Annotated in this window: 17 protein-coding genes, 4 pseudogenes, 1 riboswitch and 1 other annotated feature; of the genes and pseudogenes, 16 read left to right on the top strand and 5 right to left on the bottom strand. The window is 61.9% G+C overall.

What is annotated here, in order from left to right; genetic code table 11:
* Nucleotides 1-51 precede the first annotated feature (51 nt).
* Nucleotides 52-603: a hypothetical protein gene (locus NKJ55_RS24815; protein WP_352452177.1), complete on the bottom strand. Its 552-nt coding sequence runs from the start codon at nucleotides 601-603 to the stop codon at nucleotides 52-54.
* A gap of 143 nt (nucleotides 604-746) precedes the next feature.
* On the opposite strand from NKJ55_RS24815, the pseudogene NKJ55_RS24810 reads away from it, so the two are divergent.
* From NKJ55_RS24810 to NKJ55_RS24800, 3 pseudogenes are all read left to right on the top strand, one after another.
* Nucleotides 747-1,253, top strand: a pseudogene (locus tag NKJ55_RS24810) (IS3 family transposase); the annotation flags it as partial.
* Nucleotides 867-983 (top strand) — a sequence feature (AL1L pseudoknot). Its footprint overlaps the pseudogene before it by 117 nt.
* A gap of 390 nt (nucleotides 1,254-1,643) precedes the next feature.
* Nucleotides 1,644-1,862, top strand: a pseudogene (locus tag NKJ55_RS24805) (tyrosine-type recombinase/integrase); the annotation flags it as partial.
* Between the two features lie 114 nt (nucleotides 1,863-1,976).
* Nucleotides 1,977-2,120, top strand: a pseudogene (locus NKJ55_RS24800) (transposase domain-containing protein); the annotation flags it as partial.
* A 27-nt stretch (nucleotides 2,121-2,147) separates the two neighbouring features.
* Here NKJ55_RS24800 and NKJ55_RS24795 read toward each other — a convergent pair.
* A complete protein-coding gene (locus NKJ55_RS24795) occupies nucleotides 2,148-2,930 on the bottom strand; it encodes a cysteine hydrolase family protein (RefSeq protein ID WP_352452176.1) in 783 nt (260 codons plus the stop codon).
* Between the two features lie 451 nt (nucleotides 2,931-3,381).
* Between NKJ55_RS24795 and NKJ55_RS24790 the strand changes: the two genes are divergently transcribed.
* A complete protein-coding gene (locus NKJ55_RS24790) occupies nucleotides 3,382-3,627 on the top strand; it encodes a DUF6074 family protein (protein ID WP_352452175.1) in 246 nt (81 codons plus the stop codon).
* 968 nt (nucleotides 3,628-4,595) lie between these two features.
* Here NKJ55_RS24790 and NKJ55_RS24785 read toward each other — a convergent pair.
* Nucleotides 4,596-5,036, bottom strand: a complete 441-nt coding sequence (locus NKJ55_RS24785; protein WP_352452174.1) for a YybH family protein — start codon at nucleotides 5,034-5,036, stop codon at nucleotides 4,596-4,598.
* 1,142 nt (nucleotides 5,037-6,178) lie between these two features.
* Here NKJ55_RS24785 and NKJ55_RS24780 point away from each other — a divergent pair.
* From NKJ55_RS24780 to NKJ55_RS24745, 8 genes and pseudogenes are all read left to right on the top strand, one after another.
* Nucleotides 6,179-7,723 (top strand): Fic family protein, encoded by a 1,545-nt coding sequence (locus NKJ55_RS24780; RefSeq protein ID WP_352452173.1) that lies wholly within the window; start codon nucleotides 6,179-6,181, stop codon nucleotides 7,721-7,723.
* Nucleotides 7,724-7,905: 182 nt separating this feature from the next.
* A riboswitch (TPP riboswitch) is annotated at nucleotides 7,906-8,022 on the top strand.
* 105 nt (nucleotides 8,023-8,127) lie between these two features.
* A complete protein-coding gene (thiC, locus tag NKJ55_RS24775; RefSeq protein WP_352452172.1) occupies nucleotides 8,128-9,963 on the top strand; it encodes a phosphomethylpyrimidine synthase ThiC in 1,836 nt (611 codons plus the stop codon).
* Nucleotides 9,960-10,961, top strand: coding sequence for a glycine oxidase ThiO (gene thiO, locus NKJ55_RS24770; RefSeq protein WP_352452171.1), 1,002 nt, complete (start codon nucleotides 9,960-9,962; stop codon nucleotides 10,959-10,961). Before thiC ends, thiO begins: the two co-directional genes overlap by 4 nt.
* The gene (thiS, locus tag NKJ55_RS24765; RefSeq protein WP_031253541.1) at nucleotides 10,930-11,127 is read left to right on the top strand and encodes a sulfur carrier protein ThiS; all 198 of its coding nucleotides are present in this window, start codon (nucleotides 10,930-10,932) and stop codon (nucleotides 11,125-11,127) included. Before thiO ends, thiS begins: the two co-directional genes overlap by 32 nt.
* Nucleotides 11,128-11,130: 3 nt before the next feature.
* On the top strand, nucleotides 11,131-11,904 hold the full coding sequence (locus NKJ55_RS24760) for a thiazole synthase (RefSeq protein WP_352452170.1): 774 nt from the start codon (nucleotides 11,131-11,133) through the stop codon (nucleotides 11,902-11,904).
* Nucleotides 11,901-12,506 (top strand): thiamine phosphate synthase, encoded by a 606-nt coding sequence (locus tag NKJ55_RS24755; protein ID WP_352452169.1) that lies wholly within the window; start codon nucleotides 11,901-11,903, stop codon nucleotides 12,504-12,506. Before NKJ55_RS24760 ends, NKJ55_RS24755 begins: the two co-directional genes overlap by 4 nt.
* Entirely contained in the window at nucleotides 12,497-13,258 is a 762-nt protein-coding gene (locus NKJ55_RS24750; RefSeq protein WP_352452200.1) for a hydroxymethylpyrimidine/phosphomethylpyrimidine kinase, read from the top strand. Before NKJ55_RS24755 ends, NKJ55_RS24750 begins: the two co-directional genes overlap by 10 nt.
* Nucleotides 13,254-13,397, top strand: a pseudogene (locus NKJ55_RS24745) (ribosome small subunit-dependent GTPase A); the annotation flags it as partial. The gene NKJ55_RS24750 and the pseudogene NKJ55_RS24745, both read left to right, overlap by 5 nt.
* A gap of 228 nt (nucleotides 13,398-13,625) precedes the next feature.
* Here NKJ55_RS24745 and NKJ55_RS24740 read toward each other — a convergent pair.
* Together NKJ55_RS24740 and NKJ55_RS24735 are read right to left on the bottom strand one after the other, a co-directional pair.
* On the bottom strand, nucleotides 13,626-14,684 hold the full coding sequence (locus NKJ55_RS24740; protein ID WP_352452168.1) for a tyrosine-type recombinase/integrase: 1,059 nt from the start codon (nucleotides 14,682-14,684) through the stop codon (nucleotides 13,626-13,628).
* Nucleotides 14,681-15,112 carry an excisionase gene (locus tag NKJ55_RS24735; protein ID WP_352452167.1) on the bottom strand — a complete coding sequence of 144 codons (432 nt, stop codon included), beginning with the start codon at nucleotides 15,110-15,112 and terminating at the stop codon, nucleotides 14,681-14,683. Before NKJ55_RS24735 ends, NKJ55_RS24740 begins: the two co-directional genes overlap by 4 nt.
* A gap of 508 nt (nucleotides 15,113-15,620) precedes the next feature.
* Here NKJ55_RS24735 and NKJ55_RS24730 point away from each other — a divergent pair.
* The 4 genes from NKJ55_RS24730 (at nucleotide 15,621) to NKJ55_RS24715 (ending at nucleotide 24,687) form a co-directional block, all read left to right on the top strand.
* On the top strand, nucleotides 15,621-16,562 hold the full coding sequence (locus NKJ55_RS24730; protein ID WP_352452166.1) for an ArdC family protein: 942 nt from the start codon (nucleotides 15,621-15,623) through the stop codon (nucleotides 16,560-16,562).
* A gap of 237 nt (nucleotides 16,563-16,799) precedes the next feature.
* Nucleotides 16,800-18,920 (top strand): ParB/RepB/Spo0J family partition protein, encoded by a 2,121-nt coding sequence (locus tag NKJ55_RS24725; protein WP_352452165.1) that lies wholly within the window; start codon nucleotides 16,800-16,802, stop codon nucleotides 18,918-18,920.
* Between the two features lie 362 nt (nucleotides 18,921-19,282).
* On the top strand, nucleotides 19,283-23,641 hold the full coding sequence (locus NKJ55_RS24720) for a strawberry notch-like NTP hydrolase domain-containing protein (protein WP_352452164.1): 4,359 nt from the start codon (nucleotides 19,283-19,285) through the stop codon (nucleotides 23,639-23,641).
* Nucleotides 23,641-24,687, top strand: coding sequence for a DUF7146 domain-containing protein (locus tag NKJ55_RS24715; RefSeq protein WP_352452162.1), 1,047 nt, complete (start codon nucleotides 23,641-23,643; stop codon nucleotides 24,685-24,687). Before NKJ55_RS24720 ends, NKJ55_RS24715 begins: the two co-directional genes overlap by 1 nt.
* Nucleotides 24,688-24,742: the final 55 nt, after the last annotated feature.

Genomic DNA, 24,742 nt, shown 5'->3' with positions numbered 1-24,742 from the left:
CCATGGCGACAAATAAAAAACTCGACCGGAGCCAGACGGCTGTTCTGAGGCCTACCGCTTAACGCACATCCGCGGTTCCGCTGTGCCGCAGATTTCACCTATGCCGCAATCGAGATCGCGACTGCAGGGCGGCGGCATCTGCGGCGGCTCCAGCACGATGAAGGGCGTCATCACCTTTTCGCCGGGCGCAACCAGCTGCGGTGCTGCCGCTCCGGCGGGGCCAAGCGACCGGATATAGCGGTAGAGCGAGCGCACGTCGGTTTCGTCCATCTTGCGGAGATTGTACCAGGGCATTGGCGGCACTGCGTCGAAAAAGCGGGCAATGCGCACGAACTCATCTTCGCCGTCGTCTGCCACCATGAGCCGCAGGTTGGCCGGATAGCTCGTCCCCCATGGACCCTGGAAACCGATGTTGCTGCCCTTGAGCGCCTTCTCCGGGTCGATCTTCCCGCCGCTTTCCCGATAACCCATGCTGTGACAGTCGTGGCAGCCGCCGGTAATCGAGACGTAGAGGCCGCGTTCGACCGAAGGTTCCTCGGCGCGGGCCGGGATGTGGGCGAGCGAGAAAAGCACGGCACTGCACAGCAAAACGATCGTGCGCATGGCATCCCCCGAAGCAAATGCGGAAGAGAGACTATCAAGCCTAGCATCACCCGGGCAAATGAAAACCCCGGCCGGGGCCGGGGTTCTGAGTGAAACGTGGCGGCTCGTTATCTCACGCCAGCCGCACTGGCTGGCTGAAGCGGATGGAGGTGGACAGCGGCCAACGTGCAGGGGTTCCCCACCGAAATGACGGCGCGGATGAAGGCTCTGGAGCGGGAGAACCGGGAGCTTCGGCAGGCCAATGAGATCCTGCGGAAAGCATCCGCTTATTTTGCCAAGGGGGAGCTCGACCGCCCGTTCAAAAAATGATCGCCTTCATTGATGATCATCGTGGCGACTACGGGATCGAGCCAATCTGCAGGGTTCTGCCGATTGCCCCGTCCACCTATCACGCGCGTGCGGCACAGCACCACGATCCTTCCCGCCTGTCATTGCGGGCGAAACGGGATTTGGCTCTGAAGCCGGAGATCACAAGAGTGTTTGCAGAGAACTTCGCCGTCTATGGCGTGCGCAAGGTGTGGCGGCAATTGAAGCGCGAAGGCTTCGATGTGGCCCGCTGCACCATTGAACGATTGATGCGGGAGACCGGGCTGAACGGCGCCATCCGCGGCAGGCCGTTCAGAACCACGATCAGCGACAAGGCCGCGCCCGGTGACGTCGTGATCGGGCCGACTGGTGCGGTCAAGGTCATCGTGGCGACGAGGCCAATCGACTTCCGGAATTACGTTGAGCGTCTGATTATGCGGAGTCCGCAGCGGCAATTGCTTGCCGCCTGCGGTATTTGAGCAGCGATCACTCGACATAATCTGCCGATCGGCTGACGGACTTCAGCACTGCCAGCAGCCTGGCGGGAGTGCGGAAGCGACCCGACTTGAGCGACGGGGGCGCCATCGCGGCAAGCAGTCGGCTCGGCCCGCAGGTAGATTTCAGTGCTTTGGAGGCTGGCGTGACCGAGCCAGAGCGAGACTTTGCGGACATCCCGGGTCGCCTGCAGCGTGTGCATGGCGCAGGTGTGCCGTCTATGTCGACCAAGACATAAGCGGCACACCGCCGCCGTGGAATTGCTGCAGGCCGGTGTCGATTGCTCGGTCATTGCCCTGTGGCTGGGCCATGAGACGATGGAAACGACGCTGATCTATCTTCACGCACATCTTGAGCTGAAGGAATCCGCACTCGCCAAGCTGAAGCCGTACGAACGCGCCAAAGCCGAGCGATTTCGACCAAACGACCGGCTTCTGGAATTCCTGAACGCCCTTTGAGCATGAGAATTATGCCGAGTGTCAACGACTGGCCTGCGGCCAAAACGGCGGGAGAAGCACGCTCTGACCGCCATGGTGAAAGAGGCACTCGGCATAGTTCGACGGTCGCCATAAACATGCAAACTTAACGGCATCGAGCCGCTCGGCTATCTCGCCGACGTCCTCACTAGGATCGTCAACGGCTATCCCAACAGCCGAATCGACGATCTCCTGCCATGGGCCTACGTCACCGCACCCAATCTCAAGGCCGTGATCTGAATTCGGGTGATACGCGGCCTCGCCAGTTCATTCGGCTAGTTCAAGACCCCCCTGAACTCGCTCCTCGATCGCCTTCAGGAAATGGTCGGACGTCGATGTCCATCCAAAGAGTATCTGCACGAGCGTGATCGAGGCGTCATGATTGCTCCTTGAGGCATCCCAGGAGATGGGCTCGCTAGTGCAATCCGTTAGCAGTATGCAGAGATAGTCCCTGAAGAAGGCATCCCGAATTGTCGACTCCACACACACGCTGGTCGTGCATCCTGTCACGATGAGGTGTTTGATGCCTGCGGTCTTCAGAACAGAATCGAGTTCGGTCTCGTAGAAACCGCTGAACCGCGTTTTGTAGAGGACGACATCCCCTGCCTCTGGCTTGAGGTCGTTAACGATATCTGTTCCCCAGGTGTCGCGGATCAGAATCCGGCCCTCGCTACCGTCCGGGGCTGTCATGCTCTCACCGACCCCAAAGATCTGGAGATGTCGGATACGGTTGGGGGCGTCCGATGTCCCAAGGTCCGAGAGGTCGGAATAATACCCCATCTTCAGATAGACGATGGGCACTCTCAAATTGCGAGCGGCAGCTATTACGCTGGCAGTAGGGTCGACAGCCCGTTGAATCCCGGAGATATCGATTCCGGCTCTGTCGAACATTCCACCTTTGGAGCCGAAGTCATTTTGCATGTCCACCACGAGAACTGCAGCGTTAGCGGGATCAATTGAAATAGGTTGAGGCTTCGCGTCTATGACAAGTGGCTGCATTTTTATTCTCCCACCAGCATGAGGGTCGCTCTTTGCGCCCTTGGTTATCATGATCGGCCACCTACATCGCGTCAACAAAAGGGGGAGCTACATCCTGCTTGGGAGCCCCAGGAACAGCGGTTATACTGCTGCGCGGGGCAATGAAGTCGATCGGCTGACGATGCCGGAGCGTGCCGGCTTGCTCCGTTCGCGCAGCAGCGACGATCAAATCCTATCGTGACGACATCGGCTATTCCGGAACGCCAGCCAATGACACCGGCTCTGGAATCGATTGGGAGCATTGTCGAGATTTTTCCGGCCCTGAAGAGCGGAGATCGGCCAATGTCCGCTCTTACCCATTCCTGCCCGACAGTTTGCGCCCAAGCCATCGCGCTCATTGGCTAATCGCGGCACCGTTCAGCGCCCGCACAGAACTCTTACTACTACCAAAAAGAATACGCCGTTAACCAGATTTTCTAACCCGCCAATGCTTAATCGCGAGACTGAATGGGTGAGGTGATCGGTGTCAAGCATAAGGGCGTTTCCGCTGTATCGGCGGCGGAAGTTGGTCGAGGGAGTTGCCCGCGTGCTGGAATCCAAGAACGGCGAGGAGGCGAATGCGTTCTGGCGCTGCACCGCCAAGACAATTCTCGTTCAGTTGTCCGAATCAGGAATTGCACCCGGGCGCGCCGAACAGGAAATTGGAACGCTTCTTCATGCCGTCTTACGCGAGATAGCCAGCCGGAGTGCTGCGAAACGCACACTCTAGCGTCGACTCACGACGAATGATTGCCGCTTGCAGACTCGACTAGGCTTCGCACATGTTACTGCACTGCTCCCGTCGAATGCCAGGTTTCTCACCCCTCATTGCAATATGCGCAGCCGAACTGGCTCGGCCAAGCCGGTTTCGGCAAAAGGCAGGCAGCTAGCGCGGCTCCCGCCCAAAAAGCCAGTTTCGAATATTTCATTGTTTACTCCAGCTGGCACGTGCCCGGTGGCAGCCAGCTGGAAACCTGGCGGAGCCAACCAATTGAGATCGTGAAACACTCCACTTACGCCAATGGTTACGCTCGCTGCCTATCGCCGCGCTGGCCCTAATCACCGTCCGTCGCGGTCTATAATGGGTCGGCTGGCTGCTCCGCGTCGCAATGCTGAATGCCGAAGGACTGGCGCGGCCATGGACAGGCAAGCGCAGGTCCTGATGCGATGTTTGGTGAATCCGGTTGCTGGGCTTGCATTCCATGGTGGTATTCGCTCGAATAAGCTTCTGGCGGGCAGTGTCCGTTCGAATGATGCTTTTGCGTTGCCTTGAGCGCAAGTTTTTGGCCAGCCAGCCAGCGCCTCCTCTTAAGCATGCTGCTGGTCAAGGCCCAGCGGCCTCTAGCTGCTAGTCCCCCCTCAACCAAGCCGCTGGGCCATACCCGCTAGAGCGAAGCGTGCTGTCTCGCACATTAGCAATCCCTTGCTTAAGCACGCTCCAGACTCGTTTCATGAAGCGGGGAATTGGAATTGGTGACGTGGTCGCAATCACCGCGACTGATCAGCGATCCGCCAAATTGGCGGCAAATCCATTGGAAAGCGCGCCAGACCGAAGCTATACCGCGCGGTTAGCCGGTCCCATCGTCCTGCCACTCGACAGCGCTGGCAATAGAGCACCAGATCCCGGTCAATACAGCCGCCCTACCCTTCGCAAGACAGTCGATGAGGGCCTGGATATCTATCCCTATTCGGCCGCACCTAAGTTCCAGATGTCCCGATGTAGGCGCCATGTCCCGTCGTCGCCCTTTTCCAGACGACGAGATACTTGCCCGCGACGGTGGAGAGGGCGCCGCCTTTGCTCGGCACACCGAGCGTAAATGCGCCAACTTCGTAGGCGAGATTCCCGCTCCCTTCCACTTCCAGCGCCTTCAGGGTGAGATTCTTCATCCCGGCCTTGATTGCGCCCTGCCAGAATTCTTCCACGCCCTTGCGGTCATCGACGCGTTTGCCGTCGGGTGGCAGCAGGGCGGCATCGTCGGTATACATTTGACCTAACGCTGCTGCGTTTCCGCTGTTGAAGGCGTCCATGAATTTTACCAACGCCGCTTCGATGTCCTCACGAGCCGAGTGGGCGGCCGCAGACAATGCAGACGAAAGAAGCAGCACAGCAGCAAATGCAAATGACTGAACCAGTCTCATTTCGTCCTCCCTTGCGTGCCCGACATGCCCACCCGATGAATAGCGCCGACCCGAGGGCGCCGCGGCGTTCGATGGCCAGGCGCGGATCATATTAGACTTATCTGATATGACGGCGCAAGCGCAGCTGCGACCCTCTGAACGACCAGCGTAGCAGCTGCCGGAGAGCTTCAAAGCGGCGGCTACCGCCTCACTGCCCTCCTCGTCTCGACGAAAGAGTTCGTTCGAATGATGCTTTTCCGTGGCTTTGCTCGCAAGTTTTCGTCAGCCAGCACAGGGCCTCCTCTTACGCTCGCTGGTCGTCAAGGCGGCCACTAGCTGACAGTCCCCCCGCAGCCAAGCCGCTGGGCCCCTCGACGTGGGGAACGAGCATTGGAGACGATGTCGCGCTTTCCGTTACAGCCCGAAGGCGGGTGACAGATGACCGCGTCAGCCTCTCCACCCCGAGCTACGATTTCACGCATTCGATCAGGCACAGCTCTCTCGGGCTAGCGCGCCAAGCATGAGTTAGCTCCCGAATGAGCAGGTGCCGCCCAGTTCAGCTTCGGCTCTTGCGCGCGCAAAGTATTGGGCGAGATCGATCGGCAGTCCGGTCGGCAAATTGGGGCAGCGATGGCGAGAATGAATGCCAGGAACTTCCCTTCGGTGCCGCTTCGTCGATCTGTTTGCCGAGAAGACGCGCGCGCTGCGTGCCGCCCCATACCGCAGAGAACTCACTTCAGGTCACACACACACACACGACGCCACCGAGATCCTGCATCACTTTTCTACTCCGACGCCGCCACGTCACCAAGATCAGTCGCGAGCGTGATCGCGGCTATCAAATCGGGATCGCGCGCCGGAGCGCTCTATGAGTGAGCCCCGAACGGCGCGCTGCTCCTCGAGCAATCCGGCTCGACGTAAGGCGGGCCATCCGTGCCGGCCTCGTGACTAAGAGACGGGCGAATGGCGGTTCCTGGACTCACCTTTTTGTCTGAAGTCGCTTCCTTGAGCCGGTGGCGGAGTTCTTGCTTGATCGACTTCAGCACCGTCTTAGAATCGGTTTTCGGAAAATTTGTCTTGTAGCATCAATTTTCATGGAATAGGATCATTTTTCATAGGATTTGGCCGGCTAAACCAAAATTCGATGGAAGGATTCGCTTTTCATGCCTGCGGTGCAACAGCACCAATTTTCAGGTCCTGTTACCGTTTTTCAGGAACTCCGCCTTCCTGAAACGGCGACCCCGGCCGGGTACAGCGCCCTGATCGGAGCCTACAGGCTCGCCGTGCCCTTGCCCCGTAGGTTGTTCGCCACTGGCGAGCATCATCGCATTACCGAACGGGATGGCTGGCGGATCATGACCCCCCGCCACGCCCCAAATCCTACCCTCGAGGGCCACCTGACCTTTGCGCTCAAGTACGAGGGACTGGACCTTGCCGTCCTCAAGCGGCTGTTCCAAGTGACCGGTCCCGCGCCGATCGAGGCGCTGGTCCGTGAAAGCCCGACCGGCAGTTATGCCCGCCGCATCTGGTTTTTATATGAATGGCTGAGGGGCGCGCGTATCGATCTGCCGGACGCGGCGGCCGGACGATACATTCCGGTTCTCGATCCCGAGCTGCAGTGGCCCGGACCCGACAAGACCGCTTCGCGCTACCGCGTAAGGGACAATCTCCCCGGCACGCGTGAGTTCTGCCCTCTGGTGTTCCGCACCAAGATTCTGGAAAAATTCATCGGCCTTGAACTACCGCGGCGCGCGGAGGCAATCGTAGCGGACGTGCCGCGCGACCTCCTTGCTCGGACCGCCGCCTTTCTTTTGCTCAAAGACTCGCGATCAAGCTATGCGATCGAGGGCGAGCACCCGCCGCAAGATCGCATCCAGCGCTGGGGCCGCGCCATCGGCGAAGCCGGCCGCTGGCCGATCGATCGCGATGAGCTGCTGCGTCTGCAAAGAATTGTACTTGGCGACGCCCGTTTCGTAAGACTTGGCTTCCGAAAAGAAGGAGGTTTCGTCGGCGAGCATGACCGAGACAACGGCACGCCCTTGCCCGATCACATCGGCGCTCGGCCCGAGGACCTGCCGCGGCTAATCGATGGAATGGCAGCGTTCGATCAGGGCCCCGCGCAAAAGCTTGATGCAGTCGTAGCCGCCGCAATCCTCGCCTTCGGCTTTGTCTACATTCACCCATTCGAGGACGGAAACGGCCGCATTCACCGCTACCTAATCCACCACGTCCTTGCCATGCGCGGCTTCAATCCGCCGGGAGTGGTCTTTCCCGTCTCGGCCGCGATCCTGGACCAGATCAACGAGTACAGGGGCGTGCTCGAGAGCTATTCGCAGCGCCTTCTGCCGTTGGTGGAATGGGAACCGACGCCGCAATTCAACGTCCGGGTGCTGAATGACACCGGTGATTTCTACCGGTTCTTCGATGCAACCCCGCACGCCGAATTCCTCTATGCCTGCGTTCAGCGAACGATCGAACGGGACCTTCCCGAGGAAACCGCATTTCTGCAGCGCTACGATCAGTTCCGGCAGCAGGTGGACGCCTTTATCGACATGCCCGAGCGGTTGACCGATCTGCTCTTCCGTTTTCTTCACCAGAATGATGGACATCTATCGAATCGCGCGCGCGAAAAGGAATTCGCCGCGCTGACCAGTGACGAGGCAGGAAGAATCGAGGCGATCTACGCGCAAACCTTTGGTGCCCATTGAAGGTGTGATCATCAGGATCGATTTTTAGTCCGACGGTTTGCGATTCCCTTGTCCCTGCCTTCATCTCCGACGCTTGACTTGTCGCCGAGACATGCACGATTTTTTCCGCACGGTCTGACCGGCCGCCGATCAGCCGCGGCCAGAACGCGCTTGACAAACCGGAGCCGTCCCGTCCAACCTCACGCATTCACCAGGGGAGTCCCGGCAAGGGGCTGAGATACTGCTGGCTTTCGCGGCGCAGTGACCCGTTGAACCTGATCCAGTTCATACTGGCGTAGGGACGGTGCAAGCGCTTTGCGGGAGTTCACGCCCGAGGTCCTGTTTCGAGCAGGTCGACCAAAGCGTCTTTTCATCCTTCCGGCACAGAACTGGGTCTCCAATGCAACGAGCAAAGGAGCCTCAAGATGAATGCCCTCACCCCCGCCGTCTCGACGGGACCGCTGCCTGCCTCACGCAAAATCCACAAATCCGGTACCATCCACCCGCAGCTCAGGGTGCCGATGCGCGAAATCTCCGTCCATCCGACAGCCGGCGAGCCGCCCGTCACCGTCTACGATCCGTCCGGCCCCTATACCGACCCGACTGTCGAAACCAGCATTGAAAAGGGCCTGGCCCGGCTTCGCCACGAATGGATCTTGGCGCGTGGCGATGTCGAGGCCGGTGACGGTCGCCATGTCCGGCCGGAGGACAACGGATTCGCGACGGGCGAACGCCTGACGCCGGAATTTCCCATGCGCCACCGACCGCTCAGGGCCAAAGCAGGCAAGGCGGTGACGCAGCTTGCCTACGCGCGCGCAGGCATCATCACACCCGAAATGGAGTTCGTCGCCATCCGCGAGAACCTTGGTCGCGAGATCCTGCACGGCAAGCTTGAGCGCGACGGCGAGGCTTTCGGCGCGACACTGCCCGATTTCGTCACGCCCGAATTCGTGCGTGACGAGGTGGCGCGCGGACGGGCGATCATTCCCGCCAACATCAACCATCCCGAGAGCGAGCCAATGATCATCGGCCGCAATTTCCTGGTCAAGATCAACGCCAATATCGGTAACTCCGCCGTCACATCGTCGATGGCGGAAGAGGTCGAAAAGATGGTGTGGGCGATCCGCTGGGGCGCCGATACGGTGATGGACCTGTCGACCGGCCGCAACATCCACAACATCCGCGACTGGATCGTCCGCAACGCGCCGGTGCCGATCGGCACGGTGCCGCTGTACCAGGCGCTCGAAAAGGTCGGCGGCATTGCCGAGGATCTGACCTGGGAGGTCTACCGCGACACGCTGATCGAACAGGCCGAGCAAGGCGTCGACTATTTCACCATCCACGCCGGCGTGCGGCTGCATTACATCCCGCTGACCGTCGACCGGGTGACGGGTATCGTCTCGCGCGGCGGCTCAATCATGGCCAAATGGTGCCTGCACCATCACCGGGAAAGCTTCCTCTACGAGCACTTCGCCGAGATCTGCGACATCGCCAGAGCCTACGACGTCTCCTTCTCGCTCGGCGACGGCCTTCGTCCAGGCTCGATCGCCGATGCCAACGACGCGGCGCAGTTCGCCGAGCTGGAAACGCTCGGCGAGCTGACGCAGATCGCCTGGGCGAAGGATTGCCAGGTGATGATCGAGGGGCCTGGCCACGTGCCGATGCACAAAATCAAGGCGAACATGGACAAGCAACTCGCCGTCTGCGGCGAGGCGCCGTTCTATACGCTTGGACCGCTGACGACCGACATCGCGCCGGGCTACGACCACATCACCTCAGGCATCGGCGCCGCGATGATCGGCTGGTTCGGCACCGCCATGCTCTGCTACGTCACGCCCAAGGAGCATCTCGGCCTTCCCGATCGCAGCGACGTCAAGATCGGCGTGATCACCTACAAGATAGCCGCCCACGCCGCCGACCTGGCGAAGGGCCATCCGGCAGCGAAAGTCAGGGATGATGCGCTTTCCCGCGCGCGCTTCGAGTTCCGCTGGGAGGACCAGTTCAATCTGTCGCTCGACCCGGAAACCGCGCGGTCCTTCCACGACCAGACCTTGCCCAAGGAGGCGCACAAGGTGGCGCATTTCTGCTCGATGTGCGGACCGAAATTCTGCTCGATGCGTATCTCTCACGACATCCGCGCCGAGGCACAGAAAGAGGGCATGGCGGCGATGGCGGCGAAATACCGCGAGGGCGGCGATCTCTACGTGCCGGCGGACGAGACCGGCGCACCGCTCATACCTCAGCCACGTGAGCGATCATGAGGGTCTTGGTCAAAGGGGCCGGCGTCGCCGGCCTCACCGCCGCCTTCGAGTTCGCCGCACGCGGCGCGGCGGTTACCGTTGCCGAGATAAGGCCTGCCCTTGGGGGCAATGCGTCGTGGTTCGCCGGCGGCATGCTGGCGCCATGGTGCGAGCGTGAAAGCGCCGAGCAGCCGGTGCTGGATCTCGGGCGCGGTGCCGCCGACTGGTGGGATGCCGCAACGCCCGGCCAGGTGACGCGGGCCGGAACGCTGGTCGTGGCCGCGCCGCGCGATGCGGGCGAGCTCGACCGGTTCGCCAGCCGCACGACGGGCTATCGGCGCGTCGAGGAAGATGAAATTGCCTTGCTGGAGCCCGACTTAGCCGGCCGCTTCCGCCGCGGATTGCTCTTCCCCGCTGAGGGCCATCTTGATCCGCGCCAGGCGATGGCAGCACTTCATGATAAGCTCGCGGCCACGGGGGTCGAGTTCCGCTTCGGCGCCGACGCCCAGCATGTTTTTGGTTTCGATCGTCAGATCGACTGTACAGGAATGGCGGCGCAAAATGACTGGCTGCGCGGCGTTCGCGGCGAAATGCTCACCCTGCGTATCCCTGATATCTCGCTGTCGCGCCCCGTCAGGCTGCTGCATCCGCGCTTTCCACTCTATGCAGTGCCGCGCACCGACCACCGTTTCATGATTGGTGCGACGATGATTGAAAGCCAGTCCGTCGGACCGGTTACGGCGCGTTCGATGATGGAACTGCTGGGTACCGCCTATGCCCTCCACCCGGCCTTTGGCGAGGCCGAGATCGTTGAAACCGGTGTCGGCGTCCGCCCAGCCTTTCCCGACAATTTGCCGCGCGTCGAAATCAAGGGTGAAATCATCGCGATCAACGGGCTCTATCGTCACGGTTTTCTCCTGGCTCCCGCCATGGCGCGCCAGGCTGCCGATCTGGTTTTCACTCAAGACAGAACCAAGGAGCTTGCTCATGAAACTGATGGTCAACGGCGAAGCGCATGAGGTTGCCGCCACAACGCTGGAGGCGCTGCTTGCCGCGCTTGACTATGAGGGCGATTGGCTGGCGACGGCCGTCAACAATGACCTCGTGCACAAAGCCAACCGGGCGGAATTCCAGTTGAACGACGGCGACCGGATTGAAATCCTCTCGCCCATGCAGGGCGGCTAGGCCATGATCGAGCTTTATGGAGCCGAGCTTCCGTCGCGCCTGCTTCTTGGCACGGCTCAATATCCTTCGCCGGCCATCCTTGCCTATGCAGTCAGGGCTTCGGGCACGGCGGTGGTGACCGTCTCGTTGCGCCGTGAAATGGCAGGCGGCAGGGCTGGCGAAAAATTCTGGTCGTTGATCCGCTCGCTTAGTGTCAGAATCCTGCCCAACACTGCTGGCTGCCACTCCGTCAAGGAAGCGGTCACGACCGCACAAATGGCGCGCGAAGTCTTCGGCACGCCCTGGATCAAGCTCGAAGTGATCGGCAATCACGACACGCTGCAGCCGGACGTGTTCGGTCTGCTCGAAGCCGCCCGCATCCTGTGCGAGGACGGTTTTGCGGTGTTCCCGTATACAACCGACGACCTTGTCGTCGCCGAGCGGCTGCTTGCGGCGGGCTGCAAGGTCTTGATGCCCTGGTGCGCACCGATCGGTTCCGCCCTCGGGCCGGTCAACATCATGGCGCTGCGCTCGATGCGCGGACATTTCCCTGATGTCCCGCTGATCGTGGATGCTGGTCTCGGACGGCCATCGCACGCGGCAACCGTCATGGAGCTCGGCTTTGACGCCGTACTCCTGAACACCGCAGTTGCCAAGGCGGCCGATCCGGTCGGCATGGCGCGTGCGTTCGGCAAGGCGGTCGAGGCCGGTCGTGAAGCTTTCAGCTCGGGAATGCTCGAACCGCGCGAGGTCGCCGTGCCCTCGACGCCGACGATCGGCAGGGCGGTTTTCTCATGAAGCTCGATCCCTTCTACCTGATCGTCGACAGCGCCGCCTGGATCGAACGGCTGGTGCCACTTGGCGTCAAGCTGGTTCAGTTGCGCATCAAGACCTTGGATGAGGCCGGGTTGCGCGCGGAGATCCGCAAGGCGAAGGGTTTATGCGCCCAGCACTGCTGCCAACTGATCGTCAACGACTATTGGCGGCTCGCCATTGAGGAAGGCTGCGACTTCGTCCATCTCGGCCAAGAGGATTTGGCTGCGGCCGACCTGCTGGCGATTAGATACGCCGGATTGAAGCTCGGGCTCAGCACGCACGATCATCCCGAACTGGAAACGGCGATCGCTGCCGAGCCCGACTATATCGCGCTCGGCCCCATCTATCCGACCGTCCTGAAGCAGATGAAATGGGCGCCGCAAGGGCTCAAGCGGATCAGCGAGTGGAAGCATCGGGTGGTACCCATTCCCCTAGTCGCCATAGGCGGCCTCACCCCTGACCGGCTCGACGGTGTCTTCAAGGCTGGTGCGGACAGCGCGGCGGTGGTCACCGACATCACGTTGAATGCCGATCCCGAAGCGCGCACGCGAGAATGGATCGAAAAGACAAAGCCATGGCGCTGAGGCGAGAACCGCATGTGCTCGTGGTCGGCGGATCTGACTCCAGCGGTGGGGCTGGAATTGCACGCGATATCGAGACGATCTCTTCCCTTGGCGTGCGCACCTGTCTCGCTGTCACCGCGCTCACAGTGCAAACGCACGACGCCGTACTGGAAATCCTTCATTCGCCACCAAGCCTGGTGGCTGATCAGATGCGCGCCGCGCTGCAGGCCAACGAAGTGGCGGCAATCAAGATCGGCGTGCTCGGAACAGCCGAGACCATCGCTGCGGTTGCCGCCGTACTGCGCGAAAATCGACAGGTGCCGGCAGTACTCGATCCAGTGCTGGCCTCCACCTCAGGCCGGGCGCTCTTAGAGGCAGCCGCTATCGCTGTCATGAAGCGCGATCTGATGCCGCTTTGCTGCCTTGTCACGCCCAACCTTCCCGAACTGGCGCACCTTATTGGCTCCGAACTGGCAGTGGATGAGGACGATGCGCTCCGACAAGGACAAAGACTGTTGGCCGCCGGCCCTCAGGCGCTGCTGATCAAGGGTGGGCATGCCTCGGGACTCCGATCGACCGATATTTTATTACGCTCCGATCATGAACCCATCCACGTCGATACACCGCGCCTTGCCACATCAATGCGCGGAACAGGTTGCATACTGGCCAGCGCGATTGCGGCGCATCTGGCGAAGGCGAAGCCGCTTGAAGACTGCGTGCGCGAAAGCAAGCGGCTTGTCTTCGCCACGTTTCAGAGGAATGGAGCAGAATGAACCCGGCTATGCGGTACAAGCAGCTTTGGCCGCTAGTATGCTGGATCCTGAGCGTCTTGCTCGCTGGCGCAAACTCTTAGACGAAAATCGCAACAACACGGCGGTTCGAACCGGACCTCGTGGCAGCAATTCGGCCGCGGTCGCGGCGATCATTCATGAAGGAGGAGAGCTGGTCCTCTTGTTTCGAGGGGATCGGCAGCTCGTAGTTCGCAGTTTCGTTCAGTCCGGGGAGTCGGAGTGGATTCGAACGGCGTGACCGCCCAACCCAAATTAGAGAAAGTGGCGCGGGTGGCAGCGTGAACCTGCGACCCCATCGTCCCGAACGATGTGCGCTACCAGCAAAGCCGCAGCTTTTTGGGCCCGATCGTCACGCTTGCTTCGCAATGATCGCGTTTCCTTTCGAGCTTTGGGTGGGAAACATAGGGCCCCCCCTGCCGAGTTCATGTTTCATTGTCATCTGTCCTGAGACCGATTTCGTCGCCTCGGCGGCGACCTGCTTCTTGGCGATCTTCTCGGCGGCGTCTACCTGGAAGTCGGGATGATGGTGGCCATAAGTATCGATCAGGACATCCACGGTGATGCCCAGAAAGCCCGCCGCCTGCCACATGTCGGCGCCGGCCCGCATCAGCCAGGTCGCAGCGGTGTGGCGAAGCGTGTGCGAAGTGACGTCGGGACCGAGGCCGGCTGCCTCGCGAGCTCTCCTGAAGCTCTTCTTTACCGACACCACCGGCTTTCCATTCCATTCCACGACAAAATCTTGCGATATTTTTCGGCCGATATTTGCGCTTTTGCCGCGCGCCTTGGTTCTGATATCGAGATCCGTGCACGCCCAGCGGCGGAGGTGAGCCAATAGCCGGTCCGGCAGGCGCACGGGCGGCTGGCGTTTTTTGGTCTTCTTTGCGCCATCGGCACGGCGGTAAAAGATGCCGCGGTCAAGGTCCACATAACCACGCCCTTTGGTTGGACGGACGGCGGCGCCGCAAACTGCGGCAGAGCGTGTTCCTGTATAAAGCGCGACAAGCATGAAGCGGGCGAGGTGTCGTCCGGTACGCCGGCCGCTCTCCTGGCCCTTCCATTTCTGCTTCATACGCCAAGCTGCCCAGATGAGAGCGGCCGCTTCACTGCGCGTCAACCAGCGCTCGCGTGCACCAGCCTTGTCGGGCAGGACAATCGTCGGTGCGGCAGTCGTGTAACCTTCCCTGCGGTAGTAGTTGATGGCTGCACGAAAATCCTCGAGTTGGCGGCGCGCAACGGCTTCTGTGGGACAGGACGCGGCGTAGTCGCGGCAGAGTTTGCCGTTAATAGCGGCGAGGGTCTTTTCACCGAAGAAATCGAGGACGTTGTCCAGCCGAGCCGCCGTCTCTTCCGGCGCGGCATGCTTCGGTGCAACCTCTCTCAGGTAGACGCTGACGACATCGGCTATCAAGACATCTTCGGCACCGCGCGCTCGGTGGTACTTGCTTGCGATGTAGGCCGCGAGCGCCTTTTCAGCTTCAGGTCCTGGATGGCCTTTTTCGCCGCTGCCAGCGCTGATGAACGTTGTTCGATCGCGGATAAACCATCCAGCTTTGTTTCGGAGTGTTCCGTCCTTTTTCCAGCTTTCGCCGCGCCAGACGAGGCGTGGCCCTTTCGACGCCCGCGGCATAGTTCCCTCATTCTGGTGATCGCCAGCAAGGTGACGTACTCCTTTCCTGCGATTAGCTCGGTTTCAAGTCGGCCGGCGTCACGTTCCTTGCGTAGGCCTGCTGCGCACATCGAGCCATCGGGAAAGGCAATTCGTGCTGCAATCGCGACGCGCAGGGGCGTGGTCTCGTCGAATTGTTCGGGGATTTTCAAAACGGAGCCCTCAGCCAATCTCTATGGTCCGATAGTTTCGCTCGGAAACAGACGGATCGCGGGTCGCATTGAGCACACTTTTCTGTCTCGCCATTCCGGATGCCCTGCCGCACGATCTTTTCTCTGAATATACGGCTGCGAAAAGCGCCGACTGGAGCGCCTGCGGCAAAGATGCTCCTTTGACCTGCTAATCGGAACGGTTGCGCTGACGCGCACTCCACGAGCCTTTCGGCTGGCTCCCCACTTCCGTGGCCGGTGAAACCGCTCCTGACTGGCTTCGGCTATCTGTGCGGCTTCCGTTTCCATGGACTCACTGCCAGGTCTCTTGGGCCTACTCCCGCGCGCCCGGCTTTAGTGGGTTCTGCTGATCGCCTCACGCTGCGGTTTCGAACGGTGTCTTTCACCTCGGAGTTGGTCAGCAACCGCAATCTTCGTTCGAGTCCATAGAGTTAGAGCGCCGCGCTTGGCGCACTGACGGGTTGAAGGCTGGGAGAGAGGCTCCCGGCGCCCGACGCGGAGACTCGCAATGACCAAGCATCGGCACCAAGCTGCCCCGACCCGGGCCAGCGTATATGACGACATCACCAGCAAGATCATCGGCGAGCTGGAGGCCGGTCGGCTGCCCTGGGTTCAGCCATGGGGAATGGCAGCTGCGAAGGCGCCGCTCGCCATGCCGAAGAACGCCGCCACCGACCGGCAATACTCTGGAATCAATGTCCTGATCCTCTGGGGTTCGGTGATCGAGCAGGGCTTTTCAGGACAGAGCTGGCTGACCTTCCGCCAGGCGCTCGCGCTTGGCGGTAGCGTCCGCAAGGGTGAGCATGGAACGACAGTCGTCTACGCCCATCGGTTCGTGCCCGACGACGAGAAAAAGCGTACCCGCGAAACCGGCGAGCAAGCCCGATCGATCCCATTCCTCAAACGCTTCACGGTGTTCAACGCCGCGCAGTGCGACGGGCTGCCCGACGATGTTGCGATGGCCACGCACCCGCCCCTACCCGGCCTGATCGAGCCGAAGGTCGAGAGGCTGATCAAGCAGACGGGGATCGATTTCCGGGTTGGTGGCAGCCGCGCCTTCTACGCTCCGGCCCACGATTATGTGCGGGTCCCGCCACCCCAAGCCTACTTCGAGCCGATCAATTGGCACCGGACCGCCCTGCATGAACTCGGGCACGCCACCGGTCATGCCTCACGCCTCAACCGGGATTTGTCTGGTTCCTTCGGCACCAAGAAGTATGCCTTCGAAGAGCTGGTTGCCGAGATAAGTGCGGCTTTCTGCTGCGCCTCGCTGGGCATCACTCCGACCGTGCGTCACGCCGACTATATCGGCTCGTGGCTGGAGGTCCTGCGCGAGGATAACCGTGCGATCGTTCGCGCCGCCTCTCTGGCAAGCAGGGCTGCGGATTATCTCTTGGGGTTCTTGCCCGACAAAGTCGCCGCTGACGACGATCGGCGGGAGGCAGCGTAATGGCCGCCCGCTTCCAGTTCGGCGTCTTCCTGCGGATGCGTTCATGACCGAAGTCTGCCTCGATGCCGGACCCCGCTGCGGCGAAGTCGTTGCAGAGCGCCAGGACCGACCGGCTGCTCCGCGACAAGTGTCGCTTGGCTGCAGAGCACATCAGAGGGCGGGGAGTGACGGAATTCTCATGACGGGTTTGGAGGTCGAGAGAGAGGCTCTCGGCCGCCCGTCGCGGAGTACATCCCGATGGCTACTGCCGTTCAGAAGATCACCCTGTCGTCCTCGCGCGACATTCCCTTCAACAAGCTGGTGCTCTCCCAGTCCAATGTCCGGCGCGTCAAGGTCGGCGTCTCGATCGAGGATCTTGCGGCCTCGATCGCCCGCCGCGGCTTGATCCAGAGCCTCAGCGTCTTGTCCGTCGTCGACAGCGACGGCAACGAGACTGGCATGTTTGAGGTACCTGCCGGAGGCCGGCGCTTCCGCGCGCTTGAGCTGCTGGTGAAGCAAAAGCGCCTCGCCAAGACCGCCCTCGTGCCCTGTGTCGTGCGCGCCCGTCACAGCGCGATCGTTGCCGAGGAGGTGTCGCTCGCCGAGAACATTGAGCGAGCGCCGCTGCACCCGCTCGATCAGTTTCGCGCCTTCCAGGACATGCGCCAAAAAGGCATGAGCGAGGAGGAGATTGCCGCAGCCTTCTTCGTGCCGGTCAACGTCGTTAAGCAACGGCTTAGGCTGGCTTCTGTCTCCCCAGTGCTGCTCGATGTGTATGCCGATGACGGGATGACGCTGGAGCAACTCATGGCTTTCACGGTCTCTGAAGACCGCGCTCGCCAGGAGCAGATCTGGGAGGCAATCAGGGATGCCTGGTCGAAAGAGCCCTATCAAATCCGGCGCATGCTGACCGAAACGACGGTGCGCGCCTCCGACAAGCGCGCCGTCTTCGTGGGGACCGACGCCTATGAGGCCGCGGGTGGTATCGTCATGCACGACCTGTTCCAGTCGGATGACGGCGGCTGGCTGCAGGATGCAGCGCTGTTGGACCGCCTGGTCACCGAGAAGCTCAAGGCGGTTGCCCAGGAAGTTGCAGCCGAGGGTTGGAAGTGGGTCGAGGTCGCTGTCAGCTTCCCCTACGACGCAACGCGTGGGCTGTATCAGCTGCAGAGTGATCCGCTCGATCTCTCTGCCGAGGAGCAGGCTACCATCGATGCCCTCAACGCCGAGCATGCCAAGCTTGAAACCGAATCTGAGGGTGCTGACGAGCTGCCCGAAGACGTCGATCAGCGACTCGGTGAAATCGAGACCGCGCTCGCCAATTTCGACAAGCGCCCAAGGCAGTTCGATCCGGCCGACATCGCCATCGCCGGCGCGTTCGTCAGCATCGACGCCGACGGCTCGCTCTCGGTCGACCGCGGCTTTCTCCGGCCTGAGGACGTGCCGCCGATGTCATTCGACGGCGCGAATGAATCGAACAGGGACGGCGGGTCCGGGGCTGCCGACAGTTCGTCGGTGCACCGTGCCGTTGTCACCATTGGCGGCCAGGCAGTCGAGTGCGAGGAAGACGAGGACGATGCGGTCAAGCCTCTGCCGGACCGACTGGTGACAGAGTTGACCGCACGCCGGACGCTGGCGTTGCGCGATGCGGTTGCCGGCAACCCTCACGTCGCCATGACAGCGCTCTTGCACAAGCTGGTCACCGACACGTTCCAGCACCGCACCACGAACGGGTGCCTGGAGGCCTCGATCCGTCACGTCTTCTTTCCTCTGCAGGCAGGTGACCTGAAGGACAGCCCCTCGGCGAAATCGGTGGCCGAACGCCATGAGGCCTGGAAATCGGACCTGCCGACCGAGGACGATGCACTTTGGGACTGGATCGCCTCACTTGATGAGACCAGCCGCGCGGCGTTGCTCGCCCATTGCGTCAGCTACGGCGTGAACGCGCTCCACGAGAAAGCCGACCGCTATGGCGGCGCTATCTCGGCACACGGGGTTCGGCAGCGGATCGCGCAAGCTGATCGACTGGCACGCGCGGTCGGTCTCGATATGGTCGACGCCGGCTGGACACCGACAGTCGAAAACTATCTCGGCCGCATCACCAAGTCTCGCATTCTCGAGGCAGTGCGAGAGGCGAAGGGGGAACAGGCCGCACAGCTTATCGACCATCTGAAGAAGGGTGATATGGCGAAGGAAGCCGAGCGCTTGCTGACCGATAGTGGCTGGCTGCCCGAGCCGCTGCGCCTGGTCGACCTCGACGGCAGTGCTGGCGCTGATAGCGGCGCCGGCGCCGACGGCTATGGGGAAGAGCTGCCCGAATTCCTCTCAGACGACGATGCGCAGATTGAAGACAGCGAACCGCACATGGCCGCTGAATAGATCGCCTCGCGCGGAGCGGCTTCGGCCGCTCCGCGCCCTTTCCTACCCCTGCCGGGCGCTCACTTTCTCGCACACGGGCAAAGCCAATTGGCCGCTTCTGCCGCGTCCTTCTCGGTCGGCGGCTGCTGCCCCGCCGTCCCCACTGCCTGCCAAGATATCGCCCCCGGGCTGCCAACCGCGTTGCCGCTGTCGTCGTTGGGCTGACACCGGGTAGCGGCGCAGCGCCTGGATCGAAGAAGGATCGTTATCGGCAAGACCGCAGTCCAGAGGGGAGAGGCCGGCCAAGGCGGATTTGAGCCGGATTGGTCGAGAGAGAGGGCCGCCCGGTTCATTCCCGTTCCGCTCTCCTCGAGGTTTTCTCCATGCTTGATGTTTCTTCGAAGACTGCCGCTCCGGCAGTGCCGCTTCCGCTTGTCTCATCCCCGGCTGTCGAACCAGCTGCCGCCATCCACAGCGCGGCGCAGTTTCTTCTGCCCCATCTCGAACGCGGTCAGCGCGTCGACGCCTCGAGCCTTCGCTCGGCCATGGAAGCTGCCTTCGGTGCCTCCGATGCGTCCGGCGCATGGGACTGGAAATCAGCCTATGACGCTTGCGAAGTCGCGACGGTGCTGTTCCTGCGCAAATACGGAAAGTCGCTTTTCCGCAAAGCCGGTTCTGCGGCCGCTGCACTTCCGATGCTGGACAAGATTGCCGGCCTGTTCCCAACTCACACGCGCCGCTCCGAAGAGACCGAAGCGCTTCAGCAGTTCAGCACCCCCATTCCGCTCGGTCTGGCGGCCGTGACTGCCGCGGCAATCACCCCTGCCGACCGCGTGCTTGAGCCCTCCGCCGGCACCGGGTTACTTGCTATTTTGGCCGAGATCAGCGGCAGCACGTTGCTGCTCAACGAACTGGCCGAGGCCCGCGCCGGGCTTCTCTCATTGCTCTTTCCGGCTATCCCCGTCACTCGCTTCAACGCAGCGCAGATCGATGATTATCTCAATCCCGGCATTGTGCCGAGCGTCGTGCTGATGAACCCGCCGTTCTCGGTTCTGGCCAATGTCTCGGGTCGCGTGTCCGACGCTGCCTATCGTCACGTCGCCTCTGCGCTGGCCCGGCTCGCCGAGGGCGGGCGGCTTGTCGCAATCACTGGCGCAAATTTTTCCCCAGAGCTGCCCATCTGGCGCGAGTCCTTCGTCAGGCTCCAGGAGCGCGGTCGCGTGGTGTTCACCGCCGCGATCGACGGCGCCGTCTACGCCAGGCATGGCACCACCGTCGAGACCCGGCTGACCGTCATCGACAAACTGCCGGCCGACAATCCAGGCAGCTTTCCAGCATCAGCCGGCACGGCGCCCGATATCGCCACACTGATCGCCAGGATTGGCGAGCACGTTCCCGCACGGCTGCCGGTCAGCGCTTCGACTTTTGCGCCCGCCGTCAAGGCACTGGGGCCCACAGCCCGCACCGTGCGCGGTGATCTCGCCAGATCCGCGGCTTCCTCTCCGGTGCGCAGCCTCGCCGAGCCGGAAGGCGCCGAGCTTGCTTACGAGACTTTGGACTGGAGGCCTGCCGAAAGTAGGCACATCACCGATGGCATCTATGAGGAGTACGGGTTGCAGGCGATCCGCATTCCGGGCGCCCATCCGCATCCGACCAAGCTGGTTCAATCGGCGGCGATGGCATCCGTTGCTCCGCCGAAGCCGAGCTACCGGCCGATTCTTCCTGCCAAGGTTGTCAGCGACGGCCTCTTGTCCGACGCGCAGCTAGAAACAGTCATCTATGCCGGCGAGGCCCATTCGGAGTTCCTCGCCGGTTCCTGGATGGTGGACGAGACCTTCGATCTTGTCTCTGCCGCGCGCGACGATGCCGCGCACGCCGTGCGATTCCGCCGGGGCTTCATGCTCGGCGACGGGACGGGCGCCGGCAAGGGCCGCCAGTCGGCCGGCATCATTCTGGATAGTTGGATGCAGGGCCGCCGCAAGGCGGTGTGGATCTCCAAATCCGACAAGCTGATCGAAGACGCCCAGCGCGACTGGTCTGCTCTCGGCATGGAGCGCCTGCTGGTCACGCCGCTGTCGCGGTTCCCGCAGGGCAAGGCCATCCGCCTCGATCAAGGGGTCCTATTCACCACCTACGCCACGCTGCGCTCCGACGAACGCGGTGAGAAGGTCTCGCGCGTGCGGCAGATCGTCGAATGGTTGGGCACCGAATTCGACGGAGTGATCATTTTCGACGAGAGCCACGCCATGCAGAACGCCGCAGGCGGCAAGGGAGAACGCGGCGACGTCGCCGCCTCACAGCAGGGACGCGCCGGGCTCCGCCTCCAAAACGCCCTGCCGAACGCCCGCGTCGTCTATGTCTCGGCGACGGGCGCAACCACCGTCCACAACCTCGCCTACGCGCAGCGTTTGGGCCTGTGGGGTGGTGAGGATTTGCCCTTCGCGACCAGGGCCGAATTTGTCGAGACGATCGAGGCCGGCGGCGTTGCCGCCATGGAAGTGCTGGCCCGAGACCTTCGCGCACTCGGTCTCTACACGGCCCGATCGCTCTCGTACGATGGTGTCGAATACGAGCTGGTCGAGCACCAGCTTACCTCCGAGCAGACCCGCATCTACGACGCCTATGCCGGAGCGTTTAGCGTCATTCATAACAATCTCGACGCCGCAATGCGGGCCGCCAACGTCACAGGCGAGACCGGGACACTGAACCGTCAGGCAAAGTCGGCTGCACGTTCGGCTTTCGAGAGCACGAAACAGCGCTTCTTCGGGCATTTGCTCACCGGCATGAAGACGCCGACCCTGATACGCTCGATCGAGCGCGATCTCCATCAAGGCCATGCCGCCGTCATCCAGATCGTCTCGACCGGCGAGGCACTGATGGAACGGCGCCTCGCGGAAATTCCAACCGAGGAATGGAACGACGTTCGCGTCGACATCACGCCGCGCGAATATGTCCTCTCGTATCTGCAGCATTCCTTCCCCGTGCAACTCTACGAGCCGTTCACCGACAGCGAAGGCAATTTGTCGTCACGTCCGGTCTATCGCGACGGCCAGCCCGTCGAGAGCCGCGAAGCGGTCGCCCGCCGCGATCGCCTCATCGAGCAACTCGCTTCACTGGCCCCCGTCCCGGGGGCACTCGATCAGATCGTACAGCGCTTCGGCACCGACCTCGTAGCGGAAGTGACAGGCCGGTCGCGCCGCGTCGTTCGCAAGACCAGCACTCGAGGCATCGATCGCCTTGTCGTCGAAAACCGCGCCGGATCGGCCAATTTCGCCGAGGCACAGGCATTCATGGATGACTGTAAGCGCATATTGGTGTTTTCCGACGCCGGTGGCACTGGCCGCAGCTATCACGCTGATCTCACTGCGAAGAACCGCCGCCTTCGAGTTCACTATCTGCTTGAGCCGGGCTGGAGGGCCGATGCCGCCATCCAGGGCTTGGGGCGCACCAACCGCACGAACCAGGCGCAGCCGCCGCTGTTCCGGCCGGTTGCGACCGATGTGAAGGCTGAGAAGCGCTTTCTCTCGACGATAGCCCGGCGGCTCGACACATTGGGCGCCATTACGCGCGGCCAGCGCCAGACCGGCGGTCAGGGCGTATTTCGCCCTGAGGACAATCTGGAGTCGCACTATGCCCGCGACGCGCTGCGGCAGCTTTACCTGCTGCTGGTTCGCGGCAAGGTGGACGGCTGCTCACTCCAGATGTTCGAGGAAGCGACCGGCCTCACACTGACGGAGTCCATCGGCATCAAGGACGAGCTGCCACCGATCACGACCTTCCTCAATCGGCTGCTGGCGCTTACCATCGCACTTCAAACCGTCCTGTTTACAGCCTTCGAACAATTGCTAAATGCGAAAATCGAGGGCGCCATTGCCTCCGGTGCCTACGACATCGGCTTGGAAACACTGCGTGCCGAGAGCTTCGTCGTCACCGAGCGACGCGTCATCCATGTCCATGCGGCCACCGGTGCGGAAACGCGACTGCTGACCATCGCCCAGCGCAAGCGCAATCGACCCGTTTCACTTGCCGATGCCCTTGCCCAGCTTCACGATCCCCGCGCGAAGCTCCTGGTCAACAACCGATCCGGCCGCGCCGCCGTACAGGTGCCAGCGCCCGCACTCATGCTCGACAACGGCGAGATCGAATGGCGCGTCCGGCTGATCCGGCCGATGGAGCACCATCAGGCCTCATTGAAGATGATGGCGGAGAGCCACTGGGTTGAGGCTGAGCAGGCTGCGTTCGCTGACGCCTGGAGTGCCGAGACGGCTGACGTGCCCGAGTTCACGGACAGCACTATCCATGTCGTTGCCGGCATGCTGCTGCCGATCTGGAAGCGTCTGCCTAGGGAATTCTCACGTGTGTACCGGCTCCAGACTGACGATGGCGAGCGCATCATCGGTCGTCAGGTCCCGCCAGCATGGATCGCGGGCGCACTGGCAACAAGCTCGCCTTCGATCACAGCCAGTGATGCTTTCGTTGCGCTACTGGGCGGTCGAACGATCCTCGACCTCGCTGATGGTCTGCAGCTTCGGCGCAGCCGCCTCATGGGCGTTAGCCGAATCGAGCTGACGGGCTTCAACGACACAATGCGCGACCGTCTTTCGGCTTACGGCCTCTTCCGAGAGATCATCTCCTGGAAGCTGCGCATGTTCGTGCCCGCCGACGCATCTGGACCCGCAATTCTGGGCAAGTTGCTGAAGGGCTATCCAGTCCAGCGCATCGACACGCGGGAGGGTGCGTGATGGCCCGCCACGATGCGTCAGAACTGGCGCACCGCCTCGGCCAGCAGGCTGAGGCGGTTTGTCGCTACTATCTTTCGAACGGGCATCGCGAGGGCCGCTACTGGCTTGTCGGCGATGTGCAAAACACGCCGGGCCGCTCAATGTTCGTGCGTCTCGTCGGGTCAGCGAACGGAAAAGGAGCAGCCGGCAAGTGGGCCGATGCGGCGACTGGCGAGCATGGCGACCTTCTAGACGTCATCCGCGAAAGCCGCGGCTTCAGCAACTTCAAGGACGTTGCGAATGAAGCAATGACATTTCTCGGCTTGCCGCATCCCGAACCAGAGCAGATTTCTCCCCGGCCGAAATCGGTAGACACGCCATCCGGATCATCGGAGGCAGCGCGTCGGCTGTTTGCGATGTCGCAGCCGATTGCGGGTACGGTCGTAGAGGCGTATCTGCGCAACCGCAGTATTACCCCTTTGCACGGGACCGGAAGCCTGCGTTTTCACCCGCGCTGCTACTACCGGCCCGACGAACACGCGCCGACTGAGACCTGGCCGGCGATGATCGCTTCCGTCACCGATCTCGACGGCCATTTGACTGGCGCACATCGCACCTGGCTTGATCCTTCCGGCAGGGGCAAGGCATCGGTCGGTACGCCGAGGCGCGCGATGGGCGATCTTCTCGGTCACGCGGTTCGCTTTGGCCTGCCGGGCGACGTCATGGCGGGCGGCGAAGGCATCGAGACCGTCTTGTCGCTTCGGTGCATCCTGCCCGATATGGCTATGGCAGCGGCACTTTCGGCCGCCCATCTTGCTGCCATGCTGTTCCCCCTCACGCTGAGACGGCTCTACATCGTGCGCGACGCCGATCCAGCCGGTAACGGCGCGCGTGACACCTTGATCGAAAGAGCGAATGCTGCCGGGATCGAGCCGGTCGTGCTCTCGCCGGCACTTGGGGACCTCAACGAAGATCTCTGTACGCTAGGCGTGGATGCCGTTCGAGCAGCAGTCCGTGTTCAGCTCGCCCCGCAGGACATCACCCGTTTCATGGCAGTGGCGGGATAACTCGGAACGAAACAATCTGTCCGCTGTCGCTTGCATCGCTTGGATGCTCCTGAAG

The sequence above is a fragment of the Mesorhizobium sp. M0106 genome (assembly GCF_040322715.1).
Classification (GTDB): Bacteria; Pseudomonadota; Alphaproteobacteria; order Rhizobiales; family Rhizobiaceae; genus Mesorhizobium.
The sequence above is the reverse complement of the archived record's forward strand: the minus strand, read 5'-3'. Positions and strand labels throughout refer to the sequence as shown.